Here is a 12,443-nt window from a genome sequence, read left to right on the forward strand (position 1 = left end):
TTTCGCCGAAGCCTCCGAGGTCAAGGAACGTGCCGCTGTTGACCGCAAACGCGCTGTTCGCGCTGAAGCTGTCTGTCGCGCCGCCTCTCAGGGTGCCACCCGAGATCGTGGTAGCACCGCTGTAGTTGCTGGTGCCAGACAGCGTCTGCGTGCCAGTACCGACCTTGGTGAGAAGGCCGCCGGTGACCGCTCCCGCGTAGTTGGCGTCGGCCGTGTTGTCCGCGCCAACGGTCAGAGTCCGTCCGCTGGCGATGGCGACGGAGCTGCTGGTATTGCCGCCCGAGAGCGAACCGATCGTCTCCGAGAAGTTGGTGTTAAGCGCTGCCCCCGTACCAGCGACGTTTGCGAACGTGACGCGACCGGTGTCGGCGAGGGCAGTACCTCCAGAGTTGTTCAGCGTCAGCGCGCCGGCATTGATGGTTGTTGCACCGGTATAGGTATTGGTACCTGCCAAAGTCAGACTTCCGCCCGAAAGCGTCAGCCCACCCGAACCGGTTGCGACACCCGAGAAGGTCGAGCCGGCACCGTTCGTGACGATGAGCGTCTTTGCTCCAAGGTTGACGCTACCCGCACCGGACAACGATACAACCGATGAACTGCTGCCATTCACTCCGGAGATATCGAAGGTGCCACCGACGCCGAAGGAGATTCCGCTCGAAGACGCGACAGAACCGCTCCCCGACAATGCCAGGGTGCCTCCGAAAATACTCGTGGCCCCGGTATAGGAATTGACGCCGCTAAGGGACAGCGTTCCAAAGCTTAACTTAGAGAGAGCTCCACCTCCGGACACGATGCCACCAACGGACCAGGTCGTTCCACCGGTGATGTCGAATGTACCTCCGCCCGCTCCGAGAGTGATCGCACGGCTCATGGACAAGCTGGCTGCGCTGCCTATAGCGCCGCCGTCGAATGTGAGGCCGCCCGATGAGGCTCCTAGACTGCCATCCTGAAGGATCGAGAGGGTCCCCTGCTTGATCGTCCACGGCGTAACAGCTCCGGTCGTGCCGTTCAGCGACCAGGTCGACGTTCCCGTTTTCTCGAATGCAGTGAATCCCCGATACTGAGCTGCCGCCCCCAATGCCGAAATGTCGAACGTCTTGGAGTTGCTGCCACCAAGCGCGAGCGTTCCGGATCCCGACTGGACCACGACATTCCCAGTGATCCCGGAATAGGTTCCCCCTGCCACCGGTGCTTGTAGCTCAAGCCGGCTCGCACCTCCGGTGAACGTAATGGCGTTGGCACGGGACCCGCCGCCACTCACGCCTCCGCTGATCGCACCAGCGTTGATGACAGTGAGACCTGCCCCAGATACGCCGACACCGCCGGCGCCGTTGTTCGTCCCAGTACCGCCGTTTCCGCCGGTGACGGATCCAGCATTTGTCAGCGTAAACCCGGTTAAACCGATAACCGCACCGCTGCCGCCGCTGCCGCCGGACTGTGGCGTGAAGCTTCCTAAATTCGAGGTGCCGCCATTACCGCCGATTAGGGCTGAACCAATGGTCAAGCTAGTGCCGTTTGCAATGAACAGCCCAACTCCGCCCGATCCGCCTCCGCCCATATTGAAGCCGGAGCCGCCGTTGCCGCCATTTCCGCCGGTGGCGTTAACGGAGAGAGTTCCAAGAGCTCCGCCGGTGGTCACCACAGCGCCGTAGCCACCGGCGCCACCGCCACCACCATCGAACTCGGACGAATTGCCACCGATTCCACCAGCGCCGCCAGTGACGGCCGCACCGGGAAGCGCACCAACTGAGCCATGAGCGCCCCCTCCACCGCCGCCGCCGCCCTGATTGCTACCAGCTGCTCCGGACGACCCGTTCGTTCCCGCTGCCCCAGGGATCTGCCCGCCAGCCGCGTTAGAGCCACTGCCGTAACCTCGGCCTCCTACGCCACCCATCGCACCGGCGCCGCCGCCGGCACCACCGGCGAATATATCGGCGTTTCCTCCGGCTCCGCCTATTCCAGTCGCGCTGTCGACACCGCCGGGAGTCAAGGTGCCGCTAGCACCACCGCCGTTGGCCAGAACGACAGATGCTGGCAAAGCCACGCAAAGGGTAAGCGCGGTCGATGCCAACAGCGCATTGCGCAATAACCCATGCTGGGCGGGCCAACTGCGATTGTTCATGATCTCGTCAGTCTCGTCGATGCGCAGTTGTCGCCAACTCAGCTATTCAACAAGGCTTTAATAGGTGTCCTGATGGGCCGCGAGTGCCAACCTCACGTTTTGTCGTGGGGGAAGTTCGCAAAACTATAGGTGTTGCCGTTCTGCATGAGTGTTCTTCCCGACCGTGCGGGCCATTCCCGCTGGCTAGATTTTGATCATATTGAAGCTCACAGAGATGATGGGCCATAGACGCGGCGCGCTGACCTCCTACCAAGTCGACGTGCGGGCGAGGGATTGGGCTAGAGTCAAAACCGGATCAAGGTGTTGCTTGATCTGAGGTTTTATGATTCGAGATCGCCATTGGCAGCCTGAAGGCAGCGACGGCGGACCCGTTCTGGTTCTCGGACGATCAGTGGGCGGTGGTCGAGCCGTTCATGCCCAAAAACCAGCCCGGCCCCGAGCGCAAGGACGACCGGCAGATCATCTCCGGTATCGTGCATGTCCTCACCTCGGGCTGCCACGGGTGCGACTGACCGGCCGCCTACGGTCCGTCCACCACGGTCTATAACCGCTTCAATCGCTGGTCCCGCCGCAGCTTCTGGATAGCCATGCTCGCCGCCATGGCCAGGGCGGAATGGTCGGGTGAGGCCACGGCCATCGACGCGACCTACGTGAAAGCGCTTCGCACGGGGCAGGGGGCAAAGGGGCCTGCGCAGGCCATCGGCCCCTCGCGCAGCGGGCAGACGACCAAGGCGGTGGGCCGATCAGCCTATTCGTGCAGTGCTGCGAAGGCGAACTTCAGGGTGCGGTCGATCGCGACGAACAGGCGGAGCTTGCCCTCATGGGTTCATCCTTCAGCGATGTCGATATGGACGAAGCCGATCGGATAGGGCTTGAACGCCCGCTTTCCGGGCTTGTCGCCTTCGACCTTCGGCAGCCGAGAGATGGCGTGGCGTAGCAGGCACAGGTGCAGTGACGAGCGCGTCAGGTTCGGAATGGTCGCCTGAAGAGCGTAGAGGCCATCGTCGAGAGGCAGGAGCGTATCCCGTCTAAAGGCCACGATGATGGCTTCCTGCTCGGGGGAGAGCCCGCTTGATCGCGCCTTTTTCGGACCTGTCGGCAGATCACGCGTCGTCGATCCCTTCCTCCCCTTCGCGACCGTCTTCGGGTTGATCCCGTGACGGCGCGCAAGGATCCTTAGGCTCTCTTCACTCCGCTGTATCGCTCGACGGATTGCTCGTCGTTGTGGCGCTCCCATGGAGAACTTGGCCCATAGCGCATCCCTCCACTCCGACGTGACAACTGCACCTTCAAAATCCGGGATCAAACACCTAACGCACAGTTTAGTGCGCCCGGGGAAGCTGCAACCAGGTCCGCTGATTTATCCAATTCATAGAGCTAAATCTTATGAATGTGGCGACTCTATTAAAAATCGCTCGACTGTCTGACAGACGACAATATCTGGTTTTAACTTTTCGACTAAACTGAGAGGGAGATGCGACTGCCATACGAAATGGTAAGTGCGGAACCATCGTGCAAACCACCAGGACAGTTGACCCTGCTGTCCATTTTCCAGCCCGCAATATGAATTACCAATCACAAGAACAGTCGCTGCAATGGGGGCGCGCGGATTGAACCACGACTCCGCAGACCCGACATGGCGGCCGGACGGATGCTCATGGAAGATTCGCGCGCCATGACTTCGAAACTCAGCGTCAAGCACAGGAAGATCCGCATGTAGGCGAGTATCGACGATCGGGATGCCGAAGAAGCGCATAGCGAGATCGCCTGACCCCATCCGAATGGTGTTAAATTCGGGTGGCTGTCCGATGGGTAAGCTAAGATGTTCCAGCACGGCTCGAAAGGTTATCCAACAACCGTACGCCGAGAGATGTGAATCTGTCTTCAGTACGGTCGCGGCCCGGTTTGGCGCGGCACCGAGCGCGTGCCGTACCGACACATAGTTTTCCTCTATCCGTGTGTCGCCCTGTAGTCCTGCTTCGATCAAACGCAGCATGGTTCCTGGCGTACGGATCGATCGAGGGAAGTGCTCCGGTAGAACGGTCAGCTTGTCAGGAATGATCAGCTGAACGTAGCGAGCTCCAGACGCCTCTACTCGGCTGCAACGCCGTCGCATCAAATTTAACCATTGGTCCGCAAAGGCTCGAGGGCGCGGATCTCCTTCTTCGCGTTGATGCTCTTCCAAAAGTCTGTTGCTTCCGCCAGCTAGAAAGATGTGCCCATCTTGTCCCAGGATTGCTGTACGGTCGCCGGACCACGTTCCAACGGGCACCAGAAGAGGAGTTGTCGCTCGATCGGGATCGCTATGCTTGTCTCGCTCCAACTTCCTGAAGAGCTCGTCCGCATTATGCATGGTCAACATTGCCGAAAAGCTGGGATGACTTGTCCAGCTATCTCCAACCGTTGAGCTTAATTGTTGCAGGGCAGTAAAATTTTGCTCGGCCGGCAAGTCTAAGAGAGTTTGCAGAAATCCCAACGCGGACGGCACAAGCAATGATGGCGACATGGGGATTTGAACGATTGGGATGCGCCCTCGTAGGAGATGGACCGAAATTCTTCCGGTTGCCAAGTCTTGCAGCATCTGACGGCTATCGACGCGAACTCCAAATCTGAGCCGGCCCAAGTCCGTTTTGTCGGGTTCAACTGCGATGGTCAGGCCAAGGAGTTGGTCGCCCTTGAAAACTCCGATCACTGGTGTCGACCGGTCGGTCCAGATATCTGCCCGTATCCAACCCGTTAGATCATTGGAATTCCAAGCCCCAGTAATTTCTCCTATGTCGCCTGGCGTGATCCCCTGGAGAAGCCAAGCACGATAATGTCGCGCGAAAGTTTCCGAGCTAGCACGCATAATTCGACGTCTTGAGGCGATCTTCGAAAATCGTCTCACCACCGCCTTCAGACCATTCATCGGGAAACGCCCTGCCGCATTGGCCGCTCGGGTTGGTAATAATGCGGGCTCAGATCCTTTAGTGTTAACAGCCCGGCGCTCTTTGAGATGTACGGCGTGAAGGCGGCAAACGCGGCCACAAACCAGGAGTTTGTCGCGCGCCGTTGTAGAACAAAGTGAACCGTGCGATATCGAACAGTAGTCAGATAGAGCTTGCAAAGTATACAGTGGAGGCTAAAGAACAACTTAGCGTCAGATGGATATCGTTCGTAGGCCCTGACGCCCGAGAGACCTTGCGCTCCCGCCTGCACCTGTCAGGCGAGGACGCATGTTAGCCATTGATGCCAGTATCCTCAGCCCAGAGCCCGGCAAGCCCGAATACCGTGCCTGCCGGCTGACGGCCTCGGACTCTATCGAAGGCGTTGAGTATATCAACGCCGCCAGTGACGAGATGGCGGCTCGCCTCGCTGCGATGATCGCAAACGGCCATGGCATCGATCTCTGGGACCGCACGCGGTTCTTAGGAAGCTTCCCACCGCTTCACGTCAGAGCCGCAGGAGCGAAGGGCTAACCGCGCAAACGACATCCGCCTCGCTAACGTACGCAACTCTACGCAACGGGGAGTGTGCCTATGTATCGTCTGCAACTCGTTCCGTACGCGTTGACGGCTGAGTGAGACGTGCGCTCCCGTTTACATACTGGGAGTGCAGGCATGCCCTTCATCATCACAGGCGCCGACCAATGCGGACTGCGCAGGGAAACCCGTGAGACACCCGCTCGCGCAATCGTACTGGCAATGAAGTGGGACGAAGAGGGCGTACACAACGTCCAGATCATGCCCCCGGATGCGAAGCCTCGATGCTTCAAGGCTTCCCAGAGACAGCATCATGGGGACGTGTTAGCCGCTTCATTGCGGAGCAGAAGTCCGCTTCATCCTCAATGACAATAGCCTCCGAGAACGCCTGAACTTCAAACTGACCCACTGCCCCGCGCTACGCGGCCGACGTCACCTCACCATCGCCCGTCGTTACGCTGAGGCGCCCGCGGTCCTGACCGAGCCGAAGGTCTAACCCCGGCCTGAAGTTCAGCAACCAACTGCCCGAGAACGTCACGCCCGGAACCTAGGACCTCGCGGCCTCGCTCGTCTCGCACTGCGCCAACCGTGAGCAGATCGATCAGATTGCTAAGTTCCGCATGGAGGTTACGGGCTAATGAACCTGAAGCGCTATAAATCCATTTAAGTAAATCAGATCAATATCTTATGCCGCCCACGGGCGGCGTTTCCTATTGGTAGGTGCGGAGCAGGCTGAGACAGCTAAGCCCTTGAAAAGACAGGCACGGTCGAACGGATACGGCGGAGCCGTGCGATTTCAACGCGACAAGGAATGCGACATGACCGATGACGAAAAAGGCGACCTGCTCAGCGGTTACGAGGATATTGGAAAGCACCTGCGACAGACGCCGCGGCAGGCGAAGCACCTCGCTGAGATCGGGGCAAGTCCAATCTTTAAGCTACCGGGAAGCAGTATCGTTCGAGCGCGCCGCTCGACCCTCGATGCGTGGCTTGCCGATCGCGAGGCAGCAGCACGAAGGCCAGCGGATGCCTAAGCTGAGTCCCGACGATGCCGAGTGGTTCGCTGCGACCCGCGAGACCCATCGCATTCGGCCGGCGACCGCCGAGGAAACCGCGACTTTCAGGGTGCGCAAGCCCGGCTTCGACAAGCTCATGACGGTAGTCCGAGCCTATGACGGCGCGCAGGAGAGCTACGCCTTCCAGCAGGACGACCCGGTGGACCGCGCCATGGATTGTGAACTGGCAGGCTGGTTCGACACGGATCTCGACGCGAGTGTGGTCAGGCCTGAGAACGGCTGTTAGCCGAACGGTGGCAGCCCAAACAGAATGCCTCCGATAGTTCAGCCAGCTTCAGCCGTTAGTAGCCGGACTAACTCCCGCCTCGTCGGCCGGCGCGCCGTCATAGCCCTCCAGCCAACTTTTCCGTTCCTCCGTGCCGGCTGGGTAGGGGCAGGCGTCCTTCGGCCGGCCGAGGCTGCGCGCATGGGCGCCTTCCGAGATCGGGTCAGGCGGGAATGAGGGCCGCTCGGTGTTCGACATGACGACCTCGGTACAAGTCTGAACTCTACGATCAACGCCGATCCGATGACGTGAGTTCTGGGCAGCTCCCAAACGGCCTGCCCGCCTTCCGGCCAGCACCGGCCTACCAGTTACCGCGCCCGTTCCGCCGAAGCGCTCTTACGAGCGGCTGCGAGCCTATGGGCGGAACCCTTCAGCACATCGGAGGAAATGCATGAGGGTCGTCGCCCTCGAACGATACCGAGAGGAGCGCGAGAACGCGGCGTGGCAACAGTACACGCACGCCCGCACAGAGGCTGAGCGAGCCTGCGATATCGAGTGGGGTCGTGCCGCCGGCCGCGCTTGGCGCGATACCTTCCAGACGCCTGAGCAGAACGAGCGTGAGCGCGAATTCCGCCGCGTCGTCCAGCTTCGACACATGGGATACCTGCCGCCGGGAGAGCTGCCGCGATGACCGCTCCCAACGCCATTGGTGCAGTCGAGTTGACGCCGATCATCGATTGGCAGAGGCGAGCGGTCCCTGCCGTCTAATCCGGCCGCTTTCGACTAAACGTCGCCGTAGGAGCTTGCCGAAGCCGTTCTCGAAAGCGGACGTCGAGCGAGCCACATCTTAGGAAGTTCGGAGCAGTCCCTGTCGTAGAGCCAATTTGAAGAGCTCGATCTCGGAGCGAACTTCGAGCTTGGACCTGATGAGGAAACGCGTGTTCGTGACCGTCTTCGGGCTGACGTGGAGGATCTCTGCGATCTCGTCGGAATTCCTTTCCGCGAGCAGCATTTGCAACACCTCGAATTCGCGCGGAGTCAGAACATCGATTGCACGTGGCTCTGCCGCGAGCTGATCGAGCGCGAGTACGTGGTCCATGTCGGCGCTGAGGGCGAGACGGCCGTCGAGAACGTCGCCAACCGCCCGAAGAAGCTCATCGGGCGAGCTGCTCTTCGTGACATATCCCTTAGCACCGGCACGAATAGCCTGGATCGCGTATGCGGGGCTCTGATGCATGGTGAAGACGAGGATCATCGCGGTGCGATCCCATTGGCGGATACGCCTGATGGCTTCGATCCCGCCGAAGCCAGGCATCGTCAGATCCATGACGACGAGATCAGGGTTGAGCGTCTTGAACTGACGATAGGCTTCGGCACCGTTTGCTGCCTCGCCCACGACGCGGAGGTGCGCCTGCTTCTCCAGCAATGATCGGTAGCCCTCGCGGACCACTGCATGATCGTCGACGAGCAGGATCCTGACCGGCATGCCCATGCCTTCAGGCGACCGCTTCGCGCTTTGCCGACGGCAATGGAACGACGGCCCGAAGGCGTGTCCCTTTCGAGTCCCGTGTCTCAAAACTCATGCGACCGTCCAACGCGGCTACGCGTTCGCGCATGCCGACCAGCCCCATTCCGGACTTCGCCGATGAGGCGAAGCCGATTCCGTCGTCCTCGACGAGCAATTCGACTTCGCTCCTTTTCGGTCCTCCATCCGCAGCCGTCCGGTCATGCGATTGAACGCGTACGACGACATGCTGCGCGTTCGCATGCTTGGCGGCATTGGTGACGGCCTCCTGCACGATCCTGTAGAGGTTTGTGCCAAACGCGATCGGCAGATCGTCGATGCTCCCGGCGACATTGATCTCGTAGATCGGCGTTCCTCGCGTGCGGCTGTTCCAGTCGGCGACCAGACTTTGCAGACTCGCGGTGAGACCCAGTTCGGCAATATCCGGTGGGCGAAGGCGCACAAGAGCGCCGCGCAACGTGTCCATCATCTGCGCCGTCGCGCGCGAGATGCCTCGACATTCCGGCAGGAGAGCAGGCAACTCGCTCTTCGCCGTGTGGGCAACCGAAGCCGCCATCGCGCCGATCGCTGTGAGGCTTTGAGCGAACTCGTCGTGGAGTTCACGCGACAGGACCAGACGCTCCTCATCCTGGACGGCAATCAGACGCTGCGTCAGGGCATTCCGCTCGGCCACCGTCCGCTCCAGCGTCTCAGCCAATGAATTGAAGACAGTGCGGATCGAAGACAGTTCTGCCAGATCGAACTTCGGCAGCCGCGTCGAGAAATCGCTCGCCGACAACGCTTCCAAACCCGAAACGATGATCCGGGTCGGTCTGAGCAATCGTTCGACCGCGACGTAGATGAGGCCGCAAAGGGCCGTCAACGTCACCGCGATCACGGCAAGAAGACGACCCATGTCATTCCAGCTTTGCTCGATCAGACTGGTCGTATCCACGGAGACGACGGCAAACCCCCTTACCCGTTTTCCGAAGGTGATCGGACGCACGACCTCCGAGTCGCGCCTGAACCATCGATAGAGCGTTGCAAAGACCTTCGGCGCATGTGCCGATCGAGTTCCGCTGCAGAAAAACCGCTGGGATGTCGCGTCAGCGGCTGCGCGATACTCGATACAAAGCCCCGGGAGCAGGAACGGGGAGGCGACCAATTCAAGATCTGGAAAGCGAGTATTTTCGAGCCTTACCCAGGAGAATTGTTCAAGCTGCAGTTCGAGACCTTTGCCGACGACTTCGGCAATCGCCTCCATTTGTGAACGCTGGAACCGGTCGTCGGCGATCAGCATGCAGATAGCGGCCAGGAAAAAGCAGATCGCTGCCAACGCGACGACGCGAAGAGCCAGTCGAAGCTTCAGATCGACGACCCCAAAGCCAAACGTCGAGATCGGGCGCCGCATCACTCGGAGAAACCAACCTTCTCGGAAGAGGACTTAGAGGACGATTCACGAGCCGTGTGAAGCGGACCGACCCGCATTCGGGATAATCACCCGGCCCCGAACGGGCTTCGCGCCGTATCGAAAGACCCCGAAGAGCCTAAGATTTCGGTCCGGCTCCGGCCCGCCGACGGCGAGGCGATGCGAGAGCGCCAAGGGAAGGCTTCGCGATGACGCAATTCAAATTCGACGATCGGTACATCACGTGGACGAAGCTGGATTGGCTCGAACACGTCGAGGCCTTCGTCTACAGCGCGGATCCCGCCCGCCGGACGGTCGACGCGCTGTTCAAATTCGCGCCCCTTCAGAAGGCAATGCTGCATAGGCACAAGGCGCCATACACCACATTCGTGGTGCAGGGCGAACTTCGCTTTTACAGCGCGGACGGCACGCTCAGGGAGATACGACCGGCGGGAAGCTATGTTCCTGGCGTCTTGAATGGTGAGCCGCATCTCGAGGGCGGCGGCGAAGAGGAAGCGATCGTTTTCTTCACGCACCACAGTGTCGAGGACGCGCTCTACGAGTTTCTCGACGGAGATATGAAGCCGGTCATATCCCTGCGCTTCGATGACGCGCGGGCGCTCCTGGAGGCGCAGGGCACACCACAATGGAAGCGCCATCCGGAGTCCGTCGCATGACACTCGAAAGGGTTTCTCCTGTCGAGGTTCACCGCCGCGCTCGCTCGCAACTTCGAGCTGCGATCGGGGTGATCGCCTTGAGCATCCTTCCGCAACCGGGCGGCGCTCGCTCGGAGACAAAACTTCCGATCCATCTCGCAGTCTTTGACTTCGAGCTGGAGGATTTGAGCGCTGGTGCCAATGTAACGGCCGGCAGTCAGGAAGATGCCACGCAGTTGCGCAAGGTCAGCGACGAAGTTCGCCTATTGATCGCCCAGTCAAAGCGCTACAATGTCATTGACGTCGATGGAGCATCAGACCCCGCCGTGACTGCGCATTCTCTCCGACGATGCAGGGGCTGCGACGCTGCGATTGCCGAACGGCTCGGCGCCGATCAGTCCATGACCGGCATCGTCTCACGGATGAGCCGAACCGAGTATCAGGTGACTTACACGATGCGCGAAGCGGGGAGCGGCCGGATTCTGGCGGTGGAGCAAACGGACCTGCGTATTGGTGCCGATTACTCATGGCACCGTGGCGCGGCATGGTTGATCAAAAACAAGCTGCTCGCGCAGTCTACCCAATGATTGTATTGGTGATATTTCGAGCGAAGCTTTATCGATACGTTATGGCATAAATCGGATTCAGCCGAAGTCACCGCACTCAACTCGCGGCCCCGTATGAGACCTTTGAAAATCCACTAAAAGCAGGGAGCATGATGCTCCGTGCCGCAAACGCGGGTTTAATCGCCAATACAATGCGATGAGCGGCACGGGGGGACCTTGCGGATTTTTCGCAAACACGCTCTCGACCGGGTACCTCCCCAACGCGAGACACATCCGAATTGGGGTTTTTGCCGAAATGCCGGTCGCAGCCGGTCTTTTCCCTCTGTTAGCTCTCTCAAGGTAAGCGTTTGTAGCTCGCGAAACAGGGCTGTTTTGAGGGGTTTTGGCGCTGTCTGAAGCCGGTTTGAAGGAGCGCTAAGCTTCCATTGCCGGGGGTTAGGCGGGTCGAAAGCGGGAGGCAGTAGGGGGCCGGACCGCATGGGTCGTTTCCCTCATAATTAGTTTCGGCGATTTTGTTTCGCGGAGACTTCTCAGGGGCTCAGTTAAGGCGCGCTTTGCTTCCGCCCCTCAGCGATGTGCCGACGCTGTCGCACCGCTTGAACGAGCAAAGGGCAACCGGGTTGCCGAGTGAGGAGAACCCTCATGCCCAACCTCGAAACTCGCGTTGCCAGTCTGTTGCTGGGAGTGCTCGCCCCGACGCTCGCTTTGGCGCAGAACGGTGGGAACCTCAACGGCCGCAGCGAGATCGGCTCGCCACCCGAGTTCACCTATACGGCTCGATCGGGCCGCTCTGCGACGCGCGGGCGGAATATCGAGCCGAGGACCACGGGACCCGTACGCGGCGCCAAGCCCAAGAGCGAATTAGGCGGCCTCACTACCAATGGAATCTGTATAGGCTGCGGCGCGAAGTAGCTGCAGCGTTGAGCGCCGCGTCGGCTCATTGGAGAACGCGCAGCCGTTCGAGGGCGCGGCTCACCAGGGTCTCGATGCATGGCTTCGGGATAAAGTGGGACCGCTCGGGCATCTCGCCATGCCGAGGTGGCGAACAGCTTGAGCAGATGATGATCGCGATGGAGGGCCAGCGGCGAGCAGCCTATTGAGCCAGGCCGAACCCGTCGCACTTACCGCCCGGCATGTTGACGTCAGTAAAGAGCAGCACAACCCCGTCGCTCGCCTCCAGATGATCGAGTGCTTCGCTGGCGTGCTGAGCTTCCAGTACCTCGAAACCCAAATCGCTCAGCATATCGGCCGTGTACATTCGCAGGATCGGTTCATCCTCAGCGACGACGACACGAGGCTGGGAAGCAGTGTGGCGCTGAATATCTGACATAGGTTGGTAAAACGACGAATCCGCAATCCGTTCCGAGATCACGGGACCGTGAATCAACGCGCGCGGGCCTGCTTGGGTGGACCGGCGACGCGGGCAGCGGCGAGTATTGGTCGCC

At 60.2% G+C, this 12,443-nt stretch carries 13 protein-coding genes and 2 pseudogenes; 8 read left to right on the forward strand and 7 right to left on the reverse strand.

Annotated elements, in window-relative coordinates; translation table 11 throughout:
* Positions 1-1,639, reverse strand: a 1,639-nt coding sequence (locus MGN01_RS22135; protein WP_174804624.1) for a beta strand repeat-containing protein, incomplete at its 3' end; no start/stop codon positions are given.
* 830 nt (positions 1,640-2,469) lie between these two features.
* On the opposite strand from MGN01_RS22135, the pseudogene MGN01_RS22140 reads away from it, so the two are divergent.
* Positions 2,470-2,853 (forward strand): annotated as a pseudogene (locus MGN01_RS22140) (transposase); the annotation flags it as partial.
* Positions 2,854-2,873: 20 nt separating this feature from the next.
* On the opposite strand, the pseudogene MGN01_RS22145 reads toward MGN01_RS22140, so the two are convergent.
* Both MGN01_RS22145 and MGN01_RS22150 read right to left on the reverse strand, forming a co-directional pair.
* Positions 2,874-3,375, reverse strand: a pseudogene (locus tag MGN01_RS22145) (transposase family protein); the annotation flags it as partial.
* Between the two features lie 131 nt (positions 3,376-3,506).
* Positions 3,507-5,030 (reverse strand): alginate O-acetyltransferase AlgX-related protein, encoded by a 1,524-nt coding sequence (locus MGN01_RS22150; RefSeq protein ID WP_147048977.1) that lies wholly within the window; start codon positions 5,028-5,030, stop codon positions 3,507-3,509.
* Between the two features lie 307 nt (positions 5,031-5,337).
* Between MGN01_RS22150 and MGN01_RS22155 the strand changes: the two genes are divergently transcribed.
* The 3 genes from MGN01_RS22155 (at position 5,338) to MGN01_RS22165 (ending at position 6,885) form a co-directional block, all read left to right on the forward strand.
* A complete protein-coding gene (locus tag MGN01_RS22155) occupies positions 5,338-5,580 on the forward strand; it encodes a hypothetical protein (RefSeq protein WP_147048978.1) in 243 nt (80 codons plus the stop codon).
* Between the two features lie 821 nt (positions 5,581-6,401).
* Positions 6,402-6,617, forward strand: coding sequence for a hypothetical protein (locus MGN01_RS22160; protein ID WP_147048979.1), 216 nt, complete (start codon positions 6,402-6,404; stop codon positions 6,615-6,617).
* On the forward strand, positions 6,610-6,885 hold the full coding sequence (locus MGN01_RS22165; RefSeq protein ID WP_147048980.1) for a hypothetical protein: 276 nt from the start codon (positions 6,610-6,612) through the stop codon (positions 6,883-6,885). Before MGN01_RS22160 ends, MGN01_RS22165 begins: the two co-directional genes overlap by 8 nt.
* Before the next feature lie 48 nt (positions 6,886-6,933).
* On the opposite strand, the gene MGN01_RS22170 is transcribed toward MGN01_RS22165, so the two are convergent.
* The gene (locus MGN01_RS22170; RefSeq protein WP_147048981.1) at positions 6,934-7,122 is read right to left on the reverse strand and encodes a ribosome modulation factor; all 189 of its coding nucleotides are present in this window, start codon (positions 7,120-7,122) and stop codon (positions 6,934-6,936) included.
* Positions 7,123-7,315: 193 nt separating this feature from the next.
* On the opposite strand from MGN01_RS22170, the gene MGN01_RS22175 reads away from it, so the two are divergent.
* Positions 7,316-7,555: a hypothetical protein gene (locus MGN01_RS22175; RefSeq protein ID WP_147048982.1), complete on the forward strand. Its 240-nt coding sequence runs from the start codon at positions 7,316-7,318 to the stop codon at positions 7,553-7,555.
* 156 nt (positions 7,556-7,711) lie between these two features.
* On the opposite strand, the gene MGN01_RS22180 is transcribed toward MGN01_RS22175, so the two are convergent.
* Both MGN01_RS22180 and MGN01_RS22185 read right to left on the reverse strand, forming a co-directional pair.
* Positions 7,712-8,350, reverse strand: a complete 639-nt coding sequence (locus MGN01_RS22180) for a response regulator transcription factor (RefSeq protein ID WP_147048986.1) — start codon at positions 8,348-8,350, stop codon at positions 7,712-7,714.
* 10 nt (positions 8,351-8,360) lie between these two features.
* Positions 8,361-9,779: an ATP-binding protein gene (locus tag MGN01_RS22185; protein ID WP_174804625.1), complete on the reverse strand. Its 1,419-nt coding sequence runs from the start codon at positions 9,777-9,779 to the stop codon at positions 8,361-8,363.
* Between the two features lie 206 nt (positions 9,780-9,985).
* On the opposite strand from MGN01_RS22185, the gene MGN01_RS22190 reads away from it, so the two are divergent.
* From MGN01_RS22190 to MGN01_RS22200, 3 genes are all read left to right on the forward strand, one after another.
* Positions 9,986-10,453 carry a cupin domain-containing protein gene (locus MGN01_RS22190; RefSeq protein ID WP_147048983.1) on the forward strand — a complete coding sequence of 156 codons (468 nt, stop codon included), beginning with the start codon at positions 9,986-9,988 and terminating at the stop codon, positions 10,451-10,453.
* Positions 10,450-11,019 carry a DUF3280 domain-containing protein gene (locus MGN01_RS22195; RefSeq protein WP_170246117.1) on the forward strand — a complete coding sequence of 190 codons (570 nt, stop codon included), beginning with the start codon at positions 10,450-10,452 and terminating at the stop codon, positions 11,017-11,019. The genes MGN01_RS22190 and MGN01_RS22195 overlap by 4 nt, the downstream gene beginning before the upstream one ends.
* 621 nt (positions 11,020-11,640) lie before the next feature.
* Positions 11,641-11,910 (forward strand): hypothetical protein, encoded by a 270-nt coding sequence (locus tag MGN01_RS22200; protein ID WP_147048985.1) that lies wholly within the window; start codon positions 11,641-11,643, stop codon positions 11,908-11,910.
* Positions 11,911-12,091: 181 nt separating this feature from the next.
* Here MGN01_RS22200 and MGN01_RS24315 read toward each other — a convergent pair.
* The coding region (locus tag MGN01_RS24315) for a response regulator (RefSeq protein ID WP_244612317.1) at positions 12,092-12,443 on the reverse strand (352 nt) is incomplete at its 5' end.

The organism is Methylobacterium gnaphalii (assembly GCF_007992215.1).
Lineage (GTDB): Bacteria > Pseudomonadota > Alphaproteobacteria > Rhizobiales > Beijerinckiaceae > Methylobacterium > Methylobacterium gnaphalii.

Bases quoted from the DNA above. Each gene is read 5' to 3' on its own strand.
- MGN01_RS22150 (WP_147048977.1), bottom strand. From the start codon at position 5,030: ATGAATGGTCTGAAGGCGGTGGTGAGACGATTTTCGAAGATCGCCTCA.
- MGN01_RS22155 (WP_147048978.1), top strand. From the start codon at position 5,338: ATGTTAGCCATTGATGCCAGTATCCTCAGCCCAGAGCCCGGCAAGCCC.
- MGN01_RS22160 (WP_147048979.1), top strand. From the start codon at position 6,402: ATGACCGATGACGAAAAAGGCGACCTGCTCAGCGGTTACGAGGATATT.
- MGN01_RS22165 (WP_147048980.1), top strand. From the start codon at position 6,610: ATGCCTAAGCTGAGTCCCGACGATGCCGAGTGGTTCGCTGCGACCCGC.
- MGN01_RS22170 (WP_147048981.1), bottom strand. From the start codon at position 7,122: ATGTCGAACACCGAGCGGCCCTCATTCCCGCCTGACCCGATCTCGGAA.
- MGN01_RS22175 (WP_147048982.1), top strand. From the start codon at position 7,316: ATGAGGGTCGTCGCCCTCGAACGATACCGAGAGGAGCGCGAGAACGCG.
- MGN01_RS22180 (WP_147048986.1), bottom strand. From the start codon at position 8,350: ATGCCGGTCAGGATCCTGCTCGTCGACGATCATGCAGTGGTCCGCGAG.
- MGN01_RS22185 (WP_174804625.1), bottom strand. From the start codon at position 9,779: ATGCGGCGCCCGATCTCGACGTTTGGCTTTGGGGTCGTCGATCTGAAG.
- MGN01_RS22190 (WP_147048983.1), top strand. From the start codon at position 9,986: ATGACGCAATTCAAATTCGACGATCGGTACATCACGTGGACGAAGCTG.
- MGN01_RS22195 (WP_170246117.1), top strand. From the start codon at position 10,450: ATGACACTCGAAAGGGTTTCTCCTGTCGAGGTTCACCGCCGCGCTCGC.
- MGN01_RS22200 (WP_147048985.1), top strand. From the start codon at position 11,641: ATGCCCAACCTCGAAACTCGCGTTGCCAGTCTGTTGCTGGGAGTGCTC.